Annotated in this window: 17 protein-coding genes; 13 read left to right on the top strand and 4 right to left on the bottom strand. The window is 30.4% G+C overall.

Annotated features, from left to right (window positions below):
• Position 1: 1 nt before the first annotated feature.
• From B5X49_RS04390 to B5X49_RS04380, 3 genes are all read left to right on the top strand, one after another.
• On the top strand, positions 2–1435 hold the full coding sequence (locus B5X49_RS04390; RefSeq protein WP_045748917.1) for a Mur ligase family protein: 1434 nt from the start codon (positions 2–4) through the stop codon (positions 1433–1435).
• Positions 1435–7686, top strand: coding sequence for an RHS repeat-associated core domain-containing protein (locus B5X49_RS04385; RefSeq protein ID WP_045748918.1), 6252 nt, complete (start codon positions 1435–1437; stop codon positions 7684–7686). Before B5X49_RS04390 ends, B5X49_RS04385 begins: the two co-directional genes overlap by 1 nt.
• Positions 7687–7755: 69 nt before the next feature.
• Positions 7756–8073 carry a hypothetical protein gene (locus tag B5X49_RS04380; protein ID WP_143228542.1) on the top strand — a complete coding sequence of 106 codons (318 nt, stop codon included), beginning with the start codon at positions 7756–7758 and terminating at the stop codon, positions 8071–8073.
• Between the two features lie 135 nt (positions 8074–8208).
• On the opposite strand, the gene B5X49_RS04375 is transcribed toward B5X49_RS04380, so the two are convergent.
• Entirely contained in the window at positions 8209–8916 is a 708-nt protein-coding gene (locus B5X49_RS04375) for a hypothetical protein (RefSeq protein WP_045748920.1), read from the bottom strand.
• A 73-nt stretch (positions 8917–8989) separates the two neighbouring features.
• On the opposite strand from B5X49_RS04375, the gene B5X49_RS04370 reads away from it, so the two are divergent.
• The 6 genes from B5X49_RS04370 (at position 8990) to B5X49_RS04345 (ending at position 13765) form a co-directional block, all read left to right on the top strand.
• Positions 8990–9391: a competence protein ComK gene (locus tag B5X49_RS04370; protein WP_045748921.1), complete on the top strand. Its 402-nt coding sequence runs from the start codon at positions 8990–8992 to the stop codon at positions 9389–9391.
• Positions 9392–9482: 91 nt separating this feature from the next.
• Positions 9483–10682: a phosphoglycerate kinase gene (locus tag B5X49_RS04365; protein ID WP_045748922.1), complete on the top strand. Its 1200-nt coding sequence runs from the start codon at positions 9483–9485 to the stop codon at positions 10680–10682.
• Between the two features lie 2 nt (positions 10683–10684).
• On the top strand, positions 10685–11230 hold the full coding sequence (locus B5X49_RS04360) for a cupin domain-containing protein (RefSeq protein ID WP_045749981.1): 546 nt from the start codon (positions 10685–10687) through the stop codon (positions 11228–11230).
• Between the two features lie 17 nt (positions 11231–11247).
• Complete coding sequence (locus tag B5X49_RS04355; RefSeq protein WP_045748923.1) at positions 11248–11493, top strand: HPr family phosphocarrier protein; 246 nt, start codon at positions 11248–11250, stop codon at positions 11491–11493.
• Positions 11494–11499: 6 nt separating this feature from the next.
• Positions 11500–12264 (top strand): triose-phosphate isomerase, encoded by a 765-nt coding sequence (gene tpiA, locus B5X49_RS04350; RefSeq protein WP_045748924.1) that lies wholly within the window; start codon positions 11500–11502, stop codon positions 12262–12264.
• A gap of 55 nt (positions 12265–12319) precedes the next feature.
• Positions 12320–13765 carry a CotH kinase family protein gene (locus B5X49_RS04345; RefSeq protein ID WP_045748925.1) on the top strand — a complete coding sequence of 482 codons (1446 nt, stop codon included), beginning with the start codon at positions 12320–12322 and terminating at the stop codon, positions 13763–13765.
• Between the two features lie 44 nt (positions 13766–13809).
• Here the strand turns inward: B5X49_RS04345 and rpsD are convergent, their stop codons facing one another.
• Both rpsD and B5X49_RS04335 read right to left on the bottom strand, forming a co-directional pair.
• The gene (gene rpsD, locus B5X49_RS04340; RefSeq protein ID WP_045748926.1) at positions 13810–14406 is read right to left on the bottom strand and encodes a 30S ribosomal protein S4; all 597 of its coding nucleotides are present in this window, start codon (positions 14404–14406) and stop codon (positions 13810–13812) included.
• A gap of 166 nt (positions 14407–14572) precedes the next feature.
• Positions 14573–15037, bottom strand: coding sequence for a GAF domain-containing protein (locus B5X49_RS04335; RefSeq protein ID WP_052669900.1), 465 nt, complete (start codon positions 15035–15037; stop codon positions 14573–14575).
• Between the two features lie 141 nt (positions 15038–15178).
• Here B5X49_RS04335 and thiI point away from each other — a divergent pair, with 141 nt between their 5' ends.
• Genes thiI through B5X49_RS04315 form a run of 4 tightly spaced genes read left to right on the top strand, consistent with a single transcriptional unit; the run spans position 15179 to position 19898 of the window.
• Complete coding sequence (thiI, locus tag B5X49_RS04330; protein WP_045748928.1) at positions 15179–16411, top strand: tRNA uracil 4-sulfurtransferase ThiI; 1233 nt, start codon at positions 15179–15181, stop codon at positions 16409–16411.
• 12 nt (positions 16412–16423) lie between these two features.
• Positions 16424–17134, top strand: a complete 711-nt coding sequence (locus tag B5X49_RS04325; RefSeq protein ID WP_245943159.1) for a TrmH family RNA methyltransferase — start codon at positions 16424–16426, stop codon at positions 17132–17134.
• On the top strand, positions 17131–18042 hold the full coding sequence (locus B5X49_RS04320; RefSeq protein WP_045748929.1) for a sugar phosphate isomerase/epimerase: 912 nt from the start codon (positions 17131–17133) through the stop codon (positions 18040–18042). The genes B5X49_RS04325 and B5X49_RS04320 overlap by 4 nt, the downstream gene beginning before the upstream one ends.
• Positions 18039–19898 carry a beta-N-acetylhexosaminidase gene (locus B5X49_RS04315; RefSeq protein WP_045748930.1) on the top strand — a complete coding sequence of 620 codons (1860 nt, stop codon included), beginning with the start codon at positions 18039–18041 and terminating at the stop codon, positions 19896–19898. The genes B5X49_RS04320 and B5X49_RS04315 overlap by 4 nt, the downstream gene beginning before the upstream one ends.
• A 50-nt stretch (positions 19899–19948) precedes the next feature.
• On the opposite strand, the gene def is transcribed toward B5X49_RS04315, so the two are convergent.
• Positions 19949–20557, bottom strand: a complete 609-nt coding sequence (gene def / locus B5X49_RS04310; RefSeq protein ID WP_045748931.1) for a peptide deformylase — start codon at positions 20555–20557, stop codon at positions 19949–19951.
• Between the last annotated feature and the right edge of the window lie 2 nt (positions 20558–20559).

Raw genomic sequence — 20559 nt, 5'->3', positions numbered from 1 at the left:
AATGAAATTAGATAATTTAAGAAGCAAATTGAGACAATTTAACACAGTTCATCCAACAAAAAGTTTTGAACATACGTTTGGCGAAAAGAAAATTGGAGACATAAGAAAATTAAATTCGATATTTAAAGATGTTTTTTTGAATGATAATATCGAAATAAAAACATTAGAAGACAATGGTAAAGAGATTAAATTGATTGGTGTAACAGGTAGCCATGGAAAATCAAGTGTCGCATATATTATCCATAATTTTTTGAAATTTAAAGGTTTTAAATCAGTGTTATACTCTAGTGTATCTATTGATTCACCCTCATCCTTTAAAAAGCCAGATGAAGCAGTAGAAAATCCATTAATTGATGAGCAAATGCTTTTAAATGCTATTGAGGAAGCATATGCATATAATGCAGATTATTTAGTGTTAGAAGTAAATGAGCGTGCGATTGAAAAAGGTTTGACTAAAGAAATACCATTTGATTTAAGAATCATCACAAACATTAATCCAACACACAATAAGTTTTTTTATTCTAATTATGTTGAAATTAAGAAGAAATTTTTTCAAGAAATCAATAATGAGGATAATACTATATGTATATTTGGAGTAGATGACAAGGTACTTTTTGATGATTTGTACGATATTAACGCAAATAAAAAAGTTACATTCATGTCAAATTATGTGATGAACAAGCGAGGTATTAACCCATCAAAGATTGATTATTTGTTAACAGCAGGACAAACTTTTGACACGATTAACGGTTTGAAATTTACAATTAAAACCAGCAACAAAGCATACGAAATAGAAACAAATTTATTATTTCCACATAATGGATTGAATTTAACATGTGTAGTGGCAGCATTAGAAACACTGGGTGTATTTGACTATGAACAGTTTAATAATTTTATAAAATTATTTAATGTTCCTGGCGTAGATGAAGTTTATAAGTTCAATAATAAAACCATTATAGTAACTAGATCACTTTCTCCAAATCTTGAGCAGCTTTCTAAATATAGAAACAATAATGAGATTAATCATATTCATGTTGTGATGGGTGCTTCTGGATTGGGATATAAATCTTGGGTACAAGAGTTTTCTAATCAAGCCTATATCAGTGAGAAGGAATACGCTGTTGAGTTTGCGTATAACTACGCACAAAATCATGCAGATCATATTTATATAACTTCAAATGATAATGGTGCAATGGATGTTAATGATTTATTAGAATATCAGGCATCATTTATCAAAGATGCCTCTAAAGTCAAAAAAATTGCTGATAGAACCACTGCTATAAGAGAAGCTGTACTAAATGCTAAAGAAAATGATGTAATTTTGATTACTGGTAGGGGAAACCGTAGAGTTATGTGTATCAACCGTGTAGATAGAGTACTTCATTTAGATTCAGATATTGTTAAGCAATTAATCAAATATAAGGGAGAAAAATAATGAGTAAATTTATTATAAGTAAATATTCAGAACTACCAATTTCATCAACTAGTGTTTTATATCATCATAACGTCATTAGTGGAGATCAAATAAATTCAATTGGTTCCATTAATCCACTACCTTCAACAGACAAAAATAATCACCTATTTTTAAAGATAAGTATTGGTACCTTCAAAAATGAAAAAAACATATTGAGTACAAAGTATAGATTGTTAATCTTATCAGACACTCAGTTTAATAATGATGTTGAGTTTTCTCTAATATATGAGGACCCCTTTGATATTAATATAAGTACATCACAAGCACATCAAAGAGTAAATCAGTCAAATCAATACTTGATAGGTAAAAGTCATGTTAATTATTTTAATGAATCTAATACTGGATATATTGAATTTGAATTGACAAATCATGTTATAAGCAAACTAAAAACTAGCGATAACCACATTCACATGAGAATATCAAACAATTCATCCGAAAAGTTTTATTTGATTAATCCCGATATAGTTCACAGCGATTTGTCTGCATATGGTGGTGAACTTAACACTTCTAGTCATTTTGATGGTTTGGTTGTAACAGTTAGTGATCCAATAAAAGATACTAGAGAAGTTCTAGGTATAAATGAAGGAGGAAATTGTTTGATAGATTACGTGAGTGGCGACTTTTTACATATGCTACCTGAGATAGGAAATACTTCTCATGCACTTTCAAACACTATAAATCAAAACAAATCAAATCTACTCTCAAGTTTATTTTACACAATAAAAACTAATATTACACAAAGTATTTTAGTTGATTATTTAGGTAATGAAAATGTTTATCGAACATTACACCCGAATGATTTAAAAGGTTTATATGGAATAGAGGTCGATCCATCTGTATATTTAGCTGATTTCAATATAAAAGATTTTAGTTATGCAGTCAATATGGCCAATGATAATAATGTCGTAATTAAATTTCCCAACGGTTTTAGTTTGAAATTATTTCATGCTGGTCAGATCGATATGTTTGGACATAAAATATTCAGATTAGAATGGATTAAAAACAAGAACATTCCAATCATTGAAGTTGACTGGAGTCATACAAATCAAGCAATTATTCATAAAGAAGATGAAGTCACAATCATTAGTTTTTTTGATACAAAAATAGACAGCATCGAAATACCCAAGTGGCATCGAAAATACCAAATGGTATATGAACAAATCCAAAACAAATACTATCTTAAAGAAATTAGACACTATAATCAAGATGAATTGGGAGATGTCTTAGTTGATAAGCAAACAATTACATATGATGGAAATAAATACCTGTCAACTGTTAATTTAGCTGATTATTTAGTTTTATACACCTATACAAACAATAAATTAACACGCATTCAGATGGGGAGTTTAGAAGAAGAAAATAACAGTTATGACTTTGAATATTATCCACTAGATAAATATACTAAAATCAGTAATGAACAGGGTAAATCAAATCAAGTTTACTACAGTCAATTAGGGCAAAAAACTTTAGTAACTGATGGTGAAAATCATAGAATTTTTGAATCATATAAGGCTTCAAATGGTGATGAAACACTTACAAGAAAAGAGATAATTGATTTAAATAAAAACGATATAGAAAAATCGGAATATCAACTGATACAAGGAAATTTAATAGATGGATGGGAAGGTTTTGGTGAAAATCAGTTAAGTGATTTCTTAGTAAATAACACTTTCTTCCCTGATATTATAGGTCATACGGTAGTTAACTTTAAAGGACGACAAAATGAAGTAAGAGAGTTCAAAACAAAAGTTTTTCCATCTGATAGACAGATCGGTGATGAGTGGTTTTTTAGTGCTTGGGTTAAAGCGGATATGATTGATCTAGATACTGCTCAACTTAAAATCACAATACATAATGCAAGTGGTAGCGAAGAGGTGAAATATTTTGATTTTGATAAAAAAATCAAAGATTGGCAAATAATCACTGGATATTTTAAGTGTGAAAATAGATATCAATCAATTACATGTGCATTTTCTTACAAAGGAAAAAATAATTTAAAACTTGGTAAAGTAAAATTATATAAACAAAAAATTAATGAATTATACGAATTCAATGAACGTAATCAAATTGAAAAAATCAATGTGGATGGTGAATTTGTTGAATATGTATATGATAAAGAAAAAATTATTAAGGCGATTACGGCATCTGGAAGAGTATTTGACTATACCTATGATGATAATAGTAATATTCTATCAATAAGAGATCTAACCACACAATTTAAGGTTGAAAGTACTTACGAGGACAATCTTCTTATAAAGGAAACCACAACATCAGATGAAGGTTTTGTAAGTACATCATCATATGAATACGATGAAAAGGGACTTGTTATAAAGACTATAGATGGTGATGGATTTACTCAAAATTTTCTATATGATAAATATGGACGTTTAATTCAAACTCAAGATGCAAGTGGTATTGTTCATCAAAAAAAGTATAATATGAAAAATCAAATCACCAATTATAGATATCAGCTTAACGAGAATAATGATGGTGGTATCTTTGAGTATGGGGTTAATGGAAACCTTTATAAATTGAATACCAAAAACGAGATGCATTATGAATTTGATAGTAGTTTAAACGGTAATAGACTAAATGAAGTTAGTATTGGTGGAATAACCTTAGAAAGCAGGAACTATGGGACTGGTAATTTAAAAAATACTTTATTAAGCAATCAATATGGTAGTTCCAATAATCAATTCAAATATGAATATAACGAAAAAGGTCAAATCATAAAGAAAAAGTATAATGAAAATGATTTGGTGAATATTTCATATGCAGACGATCAATTAATTATTGTAACGGATGTACCAAACAATCAATCAAAAGAGCTTTGTTTCGATGATTCCCAAAAAATAATAAAAGAAATCAACAAAGTTAATGGTGTGGAAAAGGGAGTATTTTCATATGCATATGATGATAAAGATTCAATAATCAAAAAAGCATTTTCATCAGAAAATCAAACAATATCCTACGACTACAATCATTCCTATGATTTTAAGAAAAACAATTTAAATAGTTATTTAGAAAAAATCTCAATTCAGTATTTAAATGACTACTTAAGAGTAAATAATTCACATAAAACAATTTATTCTGATAACAACCTTTTAGCTTTGAGTGCGATTGAATATATATCGGATATAAATCAAAATGTTATGCGACTAAATGATAAATCTAGTTGTATTGTGATGGATGCAAATCAAATTAATAAGAATAGAGTTGACCAAACAAAGTATAGTGATTTAACGTTTAGTAAAAATGATTGGATAAGTGGTTTTGTCAATAATAAAATCATTTATGGTTGGATAAGGGTTAGTGGTGAGAATCTTGAAGACAAAGAAATTTTACGTATGGGTCAATTGGCTTTATATTTAGATACCAATTTAAGAGTTAAATTAAAGCACAATTCAAATGAAATGTTAACACAAATTGTTGTTAATAAAGACGTGTGGTTTATGATTAGCTTAAGACTTACACAAACAGAGGCTATTGTTACTGTAAACAATCATGACGAGAGATTTGCTGTGAATTATAAATCAAGTCAAGCGGATTTTATATCCATTGGAAACTATCCAGCATCTAACCCAACACAAATATATTTAGACAATAAATATTTTGAGTTATCAGATTTAGTAATAGACGTACTCTATATGGGGTATGGAACAAGCAATGTGACAACCAATTGCTTGAGGCTGATGTATTTCGAAGGGGAAAGATATTTAAATCAACCACAAAATATACTTGCTACTCAAACTAGTTATTTCAATGCTTCATTATATGAAGGATCAGAAGTATTTTCTTTAAATGGCTCTACACTAAGTTCAAAAGGTAGAAAGCCTTCAAAATACCAATATAGCAACCCAAATCAAAATGGTTACAAACTCAAACAATTTAAGTATGACGATGATTTATTAAGATATGTATATACTAGTTTTAGTAAAGAAAACAACGAAGGACCAGAATTGGTATATACTTTAGATTTAAAGCAACAAGGAACAATGAACGTATTCATTAAACCAGAAGAAACAACACTTACTACAACGCGAACAATACTTAGTTTAATCAGTCCAGAAAACAATGTTGTATTTAATCTTTTCATGGATTATACATCAAGATTGCGTTTTAGTTTACTAGGAACAACCTATGGCACAACTTATATAGTTAATCCTGGTGAATGGCATATGGTAACTTTCGTTTGGCAACAAAACCAGATTAAGATATATGTAAATCACCAATTAGTGCACCAACAAACAGTTAATGCATTTGATTTTTCAAATACGGCTCTTTATATTGGATCAAGAGGTGGTGCTGACTATCCATTTAGACATCTTGAAGGTTATATAGAAATGTTTAGTGTTTGGGATATTACACTTACTACTGAACACCTTGAAAAACTTTATACAGAGGGTCTACCTATAATGTTTGAATCAAAAGTTGATTCAAAAGGTAGACCAGTAGAAAATATTATATATAGTTTAGAAAACACATTCACTAAGACCTATGGTTATCATGATGAGATATATACCGAAAACAACGAGAATAAAATAAAACTGGGTAAAGTACCTGTTTCTGAAACTTCTTCAGTTGGTACAAAGGTTAATTATAAATATGATGAGTACTTCAATGTTGTAGAAAAAGAGTATTTAGATATATCAAATAAAGCAATTAAAGTTGTTTATTATGTTTATGATGGACTGAAAAGATTATCTAAGGAGATCGTTAATCATGTAACGATAGATATGACAAATCCAAATGAACCAATTCGAAATGAGACATGTGATTATGCGTATGAATATCTGTATGATCAAAATGGTAATATTCTAAAAAAGACTCAAATAAATGGTATAGCAGTAACTTATGAAGATACCTATATTTATGATGAAACAATTAAAGATAGATTAAATCGTATAACTAGACGTAAAAACAATCAAACAACTACGTACTATGAACTCACCTATGATCCAAACAATCAGTTTTGGCCAAGTCAAATATTTAAAGATAACACCAACCATCAACTCTTGTGGCAAGGTCCACAATTAATGAGTTTAGGTCATTATCAGTATCAATATAATGAAAATGGTATAAGAGTTAAGAAAACTGGTGGTGGAGTAAATATTAAATATGATGTAGATGGTACACAGGTCATACGATCAACTGATTTAAATAACAATAAGACAATGCTTTATCATTTTGATCAAAATGGCCAGCTTATCGGTTTAAATTATAGTGGAAAAGACTATGTATATCAACGAAACATACTAGGAGAGATTTATGGTATAATGGACCTAAACGGTAAGCAAATTATACAGTACTCCTATAATGCATATGGTGTACCAAGTATCACCTTTGGAACATACCTAAACTCAAGTGAAACGACAATAGCATCCGATATAGCTGAATTCAATATATATCTATATAAAGGATATATCTACGATCAAGAAACAAATCTATACTATTGTCAAACAAGATATTATGACCCTGAAGTAGGTAGATGGTTAAGTATCGATCATATAGCATATTTAGATAGTGAGTCTATTGGTGGACTGAATCTATATGCTTATTGTGGGAATAATCCGGTGATGTACTCCGACCCTAGCGGTAATTTCCCGATTTTAGCTATTTTATCTTTGGTTACAATAGTTGGAATGGTGTTAACTGTAGGAGGAGTTGTTACTAAGAATAATACCGTGACTGCAATAGGACTAACAATGATTGCTATACCAGCCTTGATTACCGGTGGACTGGCACTAGTTAGTGGAATAGCGACTGGAGCAACTTTAACTGGTGTAATTGGAGGTGGCACATTATTAGCAGGTTTAGGAACAGGGGCATTTGCAACTGCTGAGTTTCAAGAAGCAAGTGGTAATGGAAACTGGATAATAGATTCTACTGGTATGAGTGAAGGTTTATATAATGGACTAATGCTAAGTATAGCAGCAATTGCAACTATGGGTACAATTGCTTCATCTATCTCTTATAGCTTTAATATTAAATCTATTTCAAAGTTTGGAAAATATGGTGATTATTACGGTATGAAATTTCAAACAGGTGCAGGAAAAACTCATGTCCTATCATTTCATACGCATGGACACAAAGTCGCAAAAGGTATTAAGAGTATTCCTGAATGGCACTGGCAATTACAAAAATGGAACCCTTATGTAGGTAAAACAAGCGGAACAATTGCTAGATGGATATGGTGGAGCTTGGCGCGTTAAATTAAGAAAGGTATAACTAATATGAATGAAAACATATTTGAAACTATCAATTTTTATTGTCAAAATGAAATGAATAGATTAAAGCAAAATGATTTATATGTTTCTTTAAGCAAAAAAGTTGAAACACTAGGGTTTAAACTTTTTTGTGACTTTGGAAAAGAAAAGGATAGTACTAAATCCAATAATTTGTATATTAGTATTTCGATACTCAATAAGAAAAATGAACTCATAGAAATATGGGATGAGGGGTTTTTAACCATTGCAACAATTTTGGTTTTTATAGACAGAAAAGAAAGAATCAAGTTTTTTTCTTGGAAAGATAAAGAGTTTTTAGAGGATATATATTGGATTATCAATCAATTAGATAATTATCAAAAAAAAGTTTAGTTTTACTGTTACGCGGAACGTGTACTTAACTGTTCTGGTGTTTCGTGTGACTAAAAAATTCTATGTCTCAAAGGGGGTGCGATAAGCATTCCTTTTTTCTTCTGTTTTTCTAAGAATTCAAATTCTTCTGTTTTATTAGGATTTTATTTTTGAAAGGTATTTATCTCTAAGTTGTGTGAGTGTATGAACGAGTTGTGTTAGATAATTAGTGAATATTTCTTTTAAATCAGGATATATTAATTCAAGATAAATATTGAGTTTTTCGATATCTTGTTTAATTTTAAAAAATAAATACTCATACATTTGAATATATGCTGTATTTTTTAAAAAGTAACCATTTAAATCTAACGAGATACCATAATCATCTATGAATTGTTTTGGGAAGTGAATAAGTCCTTTTTGAAGATAAAGGTCAGCATTCAATAAAAGATCACTACAAACATCAATTCTAGATAATGTCATAATCGATTCATAATGTTCTTTAGGTTGGTTATTCAGGATATATAAGGTAAATCCTATAATGGATTGTTCGTGAGCATACTTATAGTAATTATCAAGAGAACGAATCATTGGATTGCTTAGATAATTTACTTTATATTGTATAAAACTGTAAAGCAGTTTTAAATGTATCAAAGGATATTCTTTAAAACTTTTTCTTAATTGTTTATAGGATTTGTGTTCGTTGGTATATCCATTTAAAAAAGCTAGAACATCTTTTTCAGTTTGTTTAAGCAGATCCATTGTCTCAATATTCTTTATGAATGAGAGATGTTCGATTAAAATTTGATATAAAGCTCTCAATTTTTTGTCTTTAATTGGCTTTATGAATTCATTTATAAGCATAATTGGAAACCTTATTCTTTCTTGGATACAGATTTATTATAACATCTTATAATGACTAGAGAAAGGTGATATCATGATCTATTATATTAAAAATGAAGCCGATGGTGGTTATGTTTATCCAAACAGAAGAAAAATTGCTCAATCTGCAAAAGGTGCATTAAATAAAATTTGTATGAAATATTTAACAACAATTGAAGGTTATTTAAAATCAGTTGAAAAAATCGTTTCAATGAAGTACAAAATTCCTATTGTTTTGAGTGATACAGTGTCATTTTTTCCAACATGTTGCATGAAATCTTATGATGTCATTTTCATAAATTTTTTCGCGATAGAAGAAATCATATATTTGGAAAATGAAATCATATTTATTTTTGATGAGACGCATCAATTAAAAGTGAATTTTAAGACTAAAAACTATCAAAGATTAGTCCAAACTATATTTATGATCTTGAATTATAAAAAAAGTTTAGAGTGAATACACTTTCACTTCAATAGTTATTGGAAACGTTTATAAAAACATGGTATAATATCATTTGGAAAAACGATAATATAAAAGGAGTTTTAAAATGGCTAAAAAGACATTAAGAGATATAGACTTAAAAGGCAAAAAAGTATTAGTACGTGTTGACTTCAACGTTCCTTTAAACGATGATGGATCAATTTCTGATGATACAAGAATTGTTGCTGCATTACCAACAATTAAGTATGTCGTTGAACAAGGTGGAAAAGCAATTCTTTTCTCACATTTAGGACGTATTAAGACTGAAGCGGATAAAGCAACAAACTCAATGAGACCTGTTGCACAAAGATTGGCAGAATTACTCGATAAAGACGTTATGTTTGTTGATCAAACAAGAGGCGAACGTTTAGAATCTGCTATTTCATCATTAGAACCATCTGATATTTTAATGTTTGAAAACACACGTTTTGAAGATTTAGATGGAAACAAAGAATCTAAAAACAATCCAGAGTTAGGTAAATACTGGGCATCATTAGGGGATGTATTTGTAAATGATGCATTTGGTACTGCTCACCGTGCGCATGCTTCCAACGTAGGTATTTCATCCAACATGAAAGAATCTGTTGCAGGATTATTATTAGAAAAAGAAATCAATTTTATCGGTGGAGCTTTAGAAAATCCTAAACGTCCATTTGTTGCAATCCTTGGTGGTGCAAAAGTATCTGATAAAATTGAAGTAATTAAAAACTTACTTAAAGTTGCTGATAAAGTGTTAATCGGTGGCGGTATGGCATTTACATTCTTAAAAGCACAAGGTTTTGAAATTGGGAAATCTTTAGTTGAAGTAGACAAAGTAGATTTAGCAAAAGAATTATTAGTATTAGGTGCTGGTAAAATTGAACTTGGTAGTGATGTTGTTACAGGTAAAGCATTTGATGCAAATACTGAAACAAACGTTAGAGACTTTGAAGCGATTCCAGCAGATGAAATGGGTTTAGATATTGGACCTAAGACAGTCGCTAGATTTAAAGAGATTATTAAAACTGCTAAAACTGTTGTATGGAATGGACCTCAAGGTGTGTTTGAAATGGATAAATTTGCAAATGGTACAAAATCCGTTGCAGAAGCATTAGCAGCACTTGATGGACAAGCAATTACAATTGTTGGTGGTGGAGATTCTGCTGCTGCGGTTGCTAAATTCGGATTAGAAGAAAAATTCTCACACATTTCAACTGGTGGTGGAGCATCACTAGAGTACCTAGAAGGTAAATTATTACCAGGTATTGAATTGGTTGATGAAAAATAATGATTGACATCGGCAAGAAAATTAGGGCACTCAGATTAGGTAATAATCTCACTCAAGAAGAACTTGCTAATCGTTTAGAATTAACTAAAGGCTACATTTCACAATTAGAAAACAATCTGACCTCTCCATCTATCCAGACATTATTTGCTATACTTGAAGTATTAGGAGTTGAAACACATGAATTCTTCTCCAAACCAGAGGATGAGGATGCAAAAATCGTCTTTACAAAAGAAGATTTTTACGAAAAAGAGAATCAAGAACTCTTATCAACCATTTCATGGATTGTTCCAAATGCTCAAAAATACGAGATGGAACCGATCATTATTGAGATTAAACCTGGTGGTCAATCAACAATTGATGACTCACATCCTGGTGAGGAGTTTGGTTATGTGCTTGAAGGTCAAGTCACATTGGTCTTAAATAAAAAAAGATTTATAGTTAAAAAAGGTGAGACATTCTATTATATGGCGAACAAAGAACACTATCTGCAAAATGCATCCAATAGTGTCGCTAGAATATTATGGATTTCTACACCACCGATGTTTTAATAAAGGAGAAGATAAATATGGAAAAAGAAATTATCATTGGTTCAACTGCTGGACTACATGCAACTTTAGCTGCTAAAGTTGTACAAACAGCTTCTAAGTATGCTGTGGATATTAAATTATATTACAAAGATAAGGTTGTTGACTTAAAATCTATTTTAGGATTAATGAGTTTAGCTGTACCTAAAGGTGAAAACGTTAAAATTGTTGCTTCAGGACCTCATGCTGATGAAGCAATTAAAGATATTTCATCCATCTTAGGTTAATTGATTATGAACAAAAGAATACCAGTCATTGCTGCAAACTGGAAAATGTATAAAACTAAAGATGAGGCTTTAGAGTTTATCTTTGCAGTTAATGGGAATGTGCCTGAAAGAAGTCAAGTAGAGTCTATTATTTGCGCACCAGCAATTCTATTAAACCTACTTGTTAAAAGAGAAGGCGAACATTTAAGAATTGGTGCACAAAATATGCACTATGCTGATGAAGGTGCTTTTACAGGTGAAAACTCACCTGCTCAAGTTAAAACAGCTGGAGCGGATTATATTTTAATCGGTCACTCTGAAAGAAGAAGTTATTTTGGAGAAACTGATAAAGATGTGAATCTTAAAATGCAAGCTGCATTTAAATATGACTTAACACCAATCTTATGTGTTGGTGAACAATTAGCAGATAGAGAATCACACCAAACAAAACATGTATTAGATGCTCAACTAGAAAAAGCATTTGATAAGATTGATGCTTCAAAAGCTGTAAAAACAATTATCGCTTATGAACCAGTTTGGGCTATTGGAACAGGTAAAACTGCTACTCCAGAAATGGCTAATGACACGATTAAAGAAGTAAGAGCTAAAGTTGCAGACTTATACGGAAGCGAAATCGCTCAAAGTGTACGTATTTTATATGGTGGTTCTGTAAAACCTAATAATATTCATGAACTCTTAAAAGAGTCTGATATTGATGGTGCTTTAATTGGTGGAGCTGCACTTGAGTCTAATAATTTCTTAGTATTCACTGACGCCGCATCTAAAAAATAATTATTTTCTAAAATCTCTTCTTTCTGAAGAGATTTTTTCATGATATGATAATATTATGAAAAAAATACTAACTATATTAAGTTTTATGTTTATAACAATCCTTATAGGGTGTCAAGAAGATGTAAGGTTTGCAGAAGTACTGGAATTAATTCCAGATACATATGAAGAAAATCTTGAGTTACCAACACAGCATAAGGATCAAGATTTAACTTATAAAATTCATGACCAAGTAATAGAAGATAGCATATTAGTCTATCAGTTTTCTTATGATGATTTAAATCTTGAATTAACCATTATCATTGATGGTGTTCATGAAGTTAAAAAATCAATTATCAATAAAGCCTCAAGAGCTGTAAGTAATCTTTATATAGAAACGAATGATGGGTCTATTATTGATTCTAAAAAAGACTATAAAACATCAACAATCAGTATCAGCTCAGATCATGGATTTAGTCAAGATGATTTAACCGCTAGAGTCAGAGGTCGAGGAAATTCTACTTGGTTTGTATATCCTAAAAAGCCTTATCGAATCAAGTTTGATGAAAGAACATCACTTTTAGGAATGGCATCTGCCAAAGATTATGTCTTACTTGCAGAGTTTGGTGACAAATCTTTATTAAGAAACTTTGTAGGACATAAACTAAGTGATTTAACAGGTGTTTCTTATACACTGGATTACCGCTATGTCAATCTATATATCAATCATCAGTATGAAGGACTATACATGTTAACCGAACAAGTTGAGATTGATAAAAACAGGTTAAACATCGATGAATCAGAGACTTCTAATGCATTTTTCTTAGAATTAGAGGATTGGACTCGAATTGAATCAGGTGATGAAGAAAATTATGAGTATATTGTATTTAGAAATCGAGCATTATTGGTGGAGTCTCCCGCTTTAAGAGATATAGAAGATGATCACACGAGATTATTTAGAGCCAATCAAATAAAGAGTTATTTAACAGGGATGTATCAATCCTTTAAGACGAATCAATATACCAACTACATTGATGAAGAAAGTTTTATCAATTACTTTATCGTCCAAGAAATTACAAAGAATGTCGATATTAATTTTAGTAGTGTCTTTATGTATAAAGATCATAATGAACCTTTAAAAATGGGGCCTTTATGGGATTTTGATATTTCGTTGGGTAATGGTGATTACTATGATTATTTACCTGAAAGATTTTATGCAACCCAAAATTTTATTTTTAATGAACTGATTAAAAATCAAGTGTTTAAACAAAAGTATATCGCTAGATTTAAAGAAGTCATTGAGGCATATCAAGAACCCATTCAACAAGAAATTGATCTGATGTATGAACGATTACGCGTAGAAGCTTTAAAGAATTTTAGAAAATGGGATATCATGGATACGTATTGGTGGCCAAATACTCGTCCAATGATGGATGCAACTACACATGAAGAACAAGTCAATTACTTAAAAACCTGGTTGAATGAACGTATGCAATGGATTTATGAAAATTTAGATGCACTTTAAATAAAAAAAAGACTCTTTCTTATATGAAGGAGTCTTTTTCATTATTATCTATTGTAGAATTCAACGATTAATTGTTCGTTAATATCTGTTAAGAATTCGTTTCTTTCTGGTAGTCTTGAGAATGTACCAACACCGTTGTCATCTAATGAAACAAAATCTACTTTCGCATATTGTGCTTCTAATGCAGCTTTAACAACAACAAGATTTTTACTTTTCTCTTTAAGAGAAACTTTTTGTCCTGGTTGTAGACGGTATGATGGAATATCTACTTTAGCACCATCGACTAAGATGTGTCCATGATTTACCAATTGTCTAGCTTGAGCACGTGTAGCTGCAAAACCTAGTCTGTAAACAACGTTATCTAATCTTGATTCTAAAAGTTTCAAGAAGTTTTCACCTTGCTTACCTGGTAATTTACTTGATTCCACAAAAGTCTTCTTAAATTGTTTTTCGGAAACTCCGTAAACAAAACGTACTTTTTGTTTCTCTTGTAATTGAACTCCATAGTCAGATAATTTACTACGGCGTTGACCGTGTTGTCCTGGAGCGTAAGGTCTTTTCTTTAATTCTTTTCCACTTTCTGAAATAGAATAACCTAAACGTCTAGACACTTTCCATGTTGAACCTGTAAAACGTGACATATTGAATTTACCTCCTTTTTATTTTCTGGTAAACACACCTCAATATTATTATATAATCCGCATAAATCCTTTTCGCTTTCAAGCAGAAGAAAGTTACTTAGTTCATCCTGACGATGAAGGGATATTTACAACAACAAATTGGCCTGCTTTTGACCGCTTATTTATTTTATATTAAACCCTTGTTAAAGTCAATGTTTTTCTCTATTAATCGTGCAAAATGTTGTAAAAAGTCGACCAATGCAGTATCAAATCTTTTTTCAATAGGTGCATCTAAATCAAATATAGCAAAACAAGCATCTTGATTCATAATAGGAATCACAACTTCTGACATTGAATTTGCATCACATGCAATATGATTGTCTATTAAATGCACGTTATCTACAACAATTGTTTCTTTTTTTAGAAAGCCTGTACCTACAACACCTTTACCAGGTAAAATTAAGTTACAAGCCACTTTTCCTTGGAAAGGTCCAAGTGTTAGTTTTCCATCTTGATAAAGATAAAAACCTACCCAATTAAGATCCACTATGTGGTCGTTAATAAATGCTGCTGCATTACTTAATAAACTTAATGTATTGGGTTCATCTTTCATGAGTGCTTCTGCACTATTTAATAATAATTTATAATCCATTTTCATCACCTAAAAAGAGTATATCATGAATCTTTTCATTAGAAGTGATGATATACATAATATTTATAAATTATGGAAAAAAGTATCAATGAAATCATGGCTTATTCATTAGATGGTATAATACATACTAGGTGATGAAAAATGAATCGAGCGATTCTTGTCAGATTTGGTGATTTAGTATTAAAAGGCAAAAACAAACCTGCCTTTATTAAACAAATCAAAGAAATTTTAAAACAAAAATTACGTAAATTAAATGTTAAATTCGAATATCAACATGATCGAATTTTTGTGCATTTTGATGAAATAGAAGAACAACAAGTATTAAAACAATTAACTTATGTATCGGGAGTGCATTCCTATTCTTTTATTTATAAGACAGAAAAAGATTTAGATAAAATTGCAGCACTTTCTTTAGAGGTTATTCAAATAGAAATGAAATTTCCTTCGACTTTTAAAGTTGAAACAAAACGTATCGATAAAACTTTTTTATCAGGATCCCTTGAGGTTTCGCAACGAATCTCTGGTATGATACTTCCTAAATTAGAAGGTGTAACTGTAGATGTTAAAAACCCAGAGCAGATACTTAATATTGAAATCAGGTTAGATGCGGCTTATATTTATATGGGTAAGATTATGGGCCTAGGAGGATTTCCAATTGGATTAGGACCTAAGTCATTAGTGATGTTATCGGGTGGTATTGATAGTCCTGTTGCAGCATATTTGATGATGAAAAAAGGAATTGAAGTTGAATTGTTCCATTTTGAATCAACACCTTTAACTCCACTTGAATCCGTTCAAAAAGTGATTGATATATCTAAAAAGCTATCTAAATATATGCCAAATGATAAAATAAAACTTCACTTGGTACCATTTACTAAAATACATGAAGATATTTTAAAATTTGTAGAGGATTCCTATATTATTACAATTATGAGACGTATCTTTTACCGTATGGGTGAAAGATTCGCTATAAAAAATAAGTTAGATGCACTCATTAATGGAGAAAGTATTGGTCAGGTTGCGAGTCAAACACTAGGGAGTCTTAAAGTGGTTGAAAGTGTAACGACACTTCCAATCTTAAGGCCACTGATTACTTATGATAAAAACCCAATTATTGATATTTCAAAAGTAATCGAAACTTATGATATTTCTGTAAGACCTTTTAACGATTGTTGTAGTATTTATGTACCACAAAGACCAGTTACCAATCCAACCATTGAGTTTTCCTTAAAACAAGAAGAAAAGTTAGTGGATTTAGAGGCACTGATGATGGACGCTTTAAATCATATTAAGACATTAGAAATTACGCCAGAAACAGATTTAGAAATTGCATTACATGGGTTTGATGTGAGAGAAGCTTTAAATAATCTATAAGGAGTGTTTGAAATGATTCCTATGATTCAATCTAAAGATAATCAAAAATATAAATTATGGTTGAAGTTAAAAACTAAAAAATATAGAGACCAAACTGGTCTATTTTTAGTGTATGGAAAAACATTAGTAGAACTTGCTAAAAGCCACTTAATTGTTGAGGAAATTATAACTTCCGATGAGACTTATGAAGGTACTTTAATAGATTCTAAATTGATAAAGACATTAAGTGTGACTGAAACAGTTTATGACACATTGGCAGTATGTAAAAAAATAACAAAACCAATTAAAAGTGATAAAATCCTTATTCTGGATGATATTCAAAATCCAGATAATTTAGGTGCACTTTTAAGAAGTGCACGTGCATTTGGATTTAGACATGTTGTTATATCATTAGATTCAGCAGATTATTATAACGATAAAACGATCAGGGCTTCAGCAGGTAGTTTATTTGATCTTTATCTTGAAAGAAAAGATATTCAATTGTTCATTCAAACATATCAAAAGAAAGGGTATTTAGCATTTGGTGCAGATGCCCATGATTCCAAATCAAAACCTATAAAAGGTCAACCGTTTATGCTTGTTTTAGGAAATGAAGGACATGGTTTAAATCCGTCTACAAAATCAATTCTAGATGGTTTTATACGCATAGAAACCGAAGGTGTTGAAAGTTTGAATGTAGCTGTTGCAGGTTCAATTTTAATGTATGAATGGAGTCGCCTATGATTGATCATTTAACATCCTTTACAGATTATAATAAAGCATCCGTAGATACTCAAATAGAATGGATTCAAACACTTGAGTTAGAGTCAATTGCTTTAAGAGCTTTTAATGGTGAATCTATTCTAAATTTAAATGAAGATGATTTAAATAAACTTGAACTATTCTTAAAAAAGAAAACAGTTGTTGTTTTAGATCCTTTATTAAAAACATATTCTATTCATGATAAGGATAGTGTAGATGCGTACTCAAAGTCATTAGAAGGAATTTTAAGTATTTCCAAACGACTTGGTGTTAAAAATATACTCTATAAGATTCCAAAGCATGAAGATATTATAAAAGATGCTCAAATGATGGTTGATCAGATGAGAGAACATATCAAACTGATTAGAAAACTAAAAATTGGTGTTTGGGTACAAATGAGTGATCATCATCAGCCCAATGTTTATAAGTATATCTTTGAGTTATTAGATGATGTTAAAGTTAAAATGATGTATGACCCAACGTATATCTTTTTAGAAAAAGAAGCAGAGGTTACTGCTTATAGACTTTTAAGAGATTATATTGGTGTATTAAGAATTGATGACTGTGACCCAACAGGTGCTGGTAGATTGGTTGGTAAAGGTGGGTTTGTACGTATCAATGAAATTTCTAAAAGATTGATTAAAAAAGATTATAGAGGAACTGTTATTCTAGATTCTAGTTTAATTGAATTAATCCTTCAAGCAAAGTCATTTAATTGGTTTGATAGAAATCTAAGTAAAACCAAGAAACATCATTATAAAATATATCAAGATTTTATAGAGCTTAAGTTAAAACCTGAAGTGTTAGATATGATTCATATTCAATTATCTGTTTTATCCATTATGTTTTTAAATAAACCAAGAGTTTATAAAGGAGAAACCATAAAATGATCAAAATAAATAATCTAGATTCACATGTAGAAACTGCGGTAGAACATATATTAAATCATTTAAATATAAAGGTTTCAAATGAAGGATTTCCACTGATACTCAAAGAAGGAACTGCTTTAAATGTATCGTTTGATTTATCAAAAATTATATTAACTTACCAAACACTGAATGAAGTCTTTGTAGGTCTTCGATTGATCAAAGAACAAGGCTTAGATAAAGCATTTCAAATAGATTATCCCAAACGTCTCAAAGAATTAACCTTTATGTTAGATGCATCTAGAAATGCAGTTTTAAAAACAGAAGAAGTTAAACATTTATTAAATATTTTAGCATTATCTGGATATGACGGATTAATGCTTTATACAGAAGATACATTTGAAATGGAAGATGAACCTTACTTTGGATATTTAAGAGGACGATATACAGAAAAAGAAATCAAAGATATTGAAGCTTATGCAAACCAATTAGGTATTGAACTCATTCCTTGTATACAAACACTGGCTCATTTAAATGGCATAACAAGATATCAACCCTATAGAGATATATTTGATACATTAGATATCTTACTCGTAGGAGAAGAAAAAACATATCAATTTATCGAAAAGATGATTCAAACAATGAGTCAAATGTTTACATCTAAAAAGATTAATATTGGTATGGATGAAGCCTATATGCTAGGTCGTGGGAAATACTTAGATAAGTTTGGTTATGAGAAACGTTTTGATATTATGGTAAAACATTTAAAACGTGTCATGGAAATATGTAAGAAGTATGGATTTGAACCGATGATGTGGAGCGATATGTTTTTTGCAAGCGGATGGGGAGATTATTATGCGAAGGATAAAAAACTACCTCAAGCGTTATTAGATGCTGTACCTAAAGAAGTTGGACTTATCTACTGGGATTATTATCATACAGAAGCTTCTCACTATATAAATATGATTGAAAAGCATCAACAATTTGGTAATAAAGTTGTTTTTGCAGGTGGTGCATGGAAATGGATTGGTTTCACACCCGATAACCGTTTCAGTTTAAAAGCAAACCAAGCAAGTATGAAAGCTTGTATAGAAAAACAAGTTGATGAAGTCATTATTACAGCGTGGGGTGATAATGGTGCTGAAGCATCAGTTTATTCAATTCTTCCAAGTATTATTTATAATGGGTTACTTAAATATGGAAGTGATGAAGTCGATAGTTCTGTAAAGGTGAGCTTTAAAGCAATTACAAATGTTGATTTTGATCATTTTATGTTGATTGATTCAGCAAATCAATTAACTAAAAATTATAAACATAAATCAACAGCGAATAAACATTTCTTATATAATGATCCACTGTTAGGATTACTCGATACTTCAACAGAAGAAAATTATCCAAAGATTTATCAAAAACATATAAATAAAATGAAAAAAGCAATGCCTTATTATGGTCGATATCAATATATCTTTGAAACACAGCTTGCTTTATTAAAAGTCATTCAAAAAAAGGTAAATTTAGGTGTATATATTAGAAAATCTTATCAAGAAAAAGATTTAGAAGCACTTAAAAAACATGTAAAAACATTAAAAACTGTTCATAAAGATATTAAGCTTTTTAAAACTATTTTCTCAAATCAGTGGCATCAAGATAACAAAGCATTTGGTTATGAGATACAAGACTTAAGAATAGGTGGTATTTTATCTCGAATAGAAACATCGATTCAAAAGATTGAAGATTATATTTTAGGTAAAACATTAAGCATTGAAGAATTAGAAGTTGAGTTACTTGATTACTATGGTGGCTATAAAAACTTCCAAAAATCACATACCATTGCAGAGTTTAGATATAAACCAGTTGTCTCTGTAGGTGTTACCGTATAACGATATAAAAAGAAATGATTTGAATATAGAAATCATTTCTTTTTAAATTCTTATTCAGTTTTTGTGGAATCACTTTCCAAATCGGTTTCATCCGATTCAGATTCTGTTTCATATAACGGGAATGCCTTGGGTAAAGTAGGGTATAATTTAGTTGTAAACATGATACCGTTTAAATGGTCATACTCATGTTGGAATACAATTGCAGGGTAACCTTCTAATGTTAATTTAATAGGTTTTGCAGTTAAGGATTCTAAATCCAGATGATACCCCTCAACTAAAATGGCATAATGTCTAGGTGTTAGACCTTCTGTTGGTCGATCAACAGATAAACAGCCCTCTCCACCAGGTAGGTAGGTTTCTTCCTTAGAAGTACCTACAATGACTGGGTTAATCATGATGTATGAGTGTAATGTACCGTCGAAGTCTTCAACGTGCATAGCAAACATACGTTTTAATTGATTGATTTGCACTGCAGCTAATCCAACGGATGGTCTTAATTTATATTTCTTGACCATTTCCTCATCTTGACTCATTTGGACATACGTTAATAAGCTTTTACCTAATTCAATATTCTCTTTGGAAAGTGGTAATAAAACAGGTTCTGAAACCTTAGTCAGTGAAGGATGTCCTTCTCTAATAATATGTTGCATCTTAATCATGA

Origin of the sequence: Acholeplasma oculi (genome assembly GCF_900166985.1) — a bacterium.
In the GTDB taxonomy this organism is placed as follows: domain Bacteria; phylum Bacillota_I; class Bacilli_A; order Acholeplasmatales; family Acholeplasmataceae; genus Acholeplasma; species Acholeplasma oculi.
Note: the sequence above shows the minus strand (reverse complement) of the source record. Positions and strands in the feature narration are given on the sequence as shown.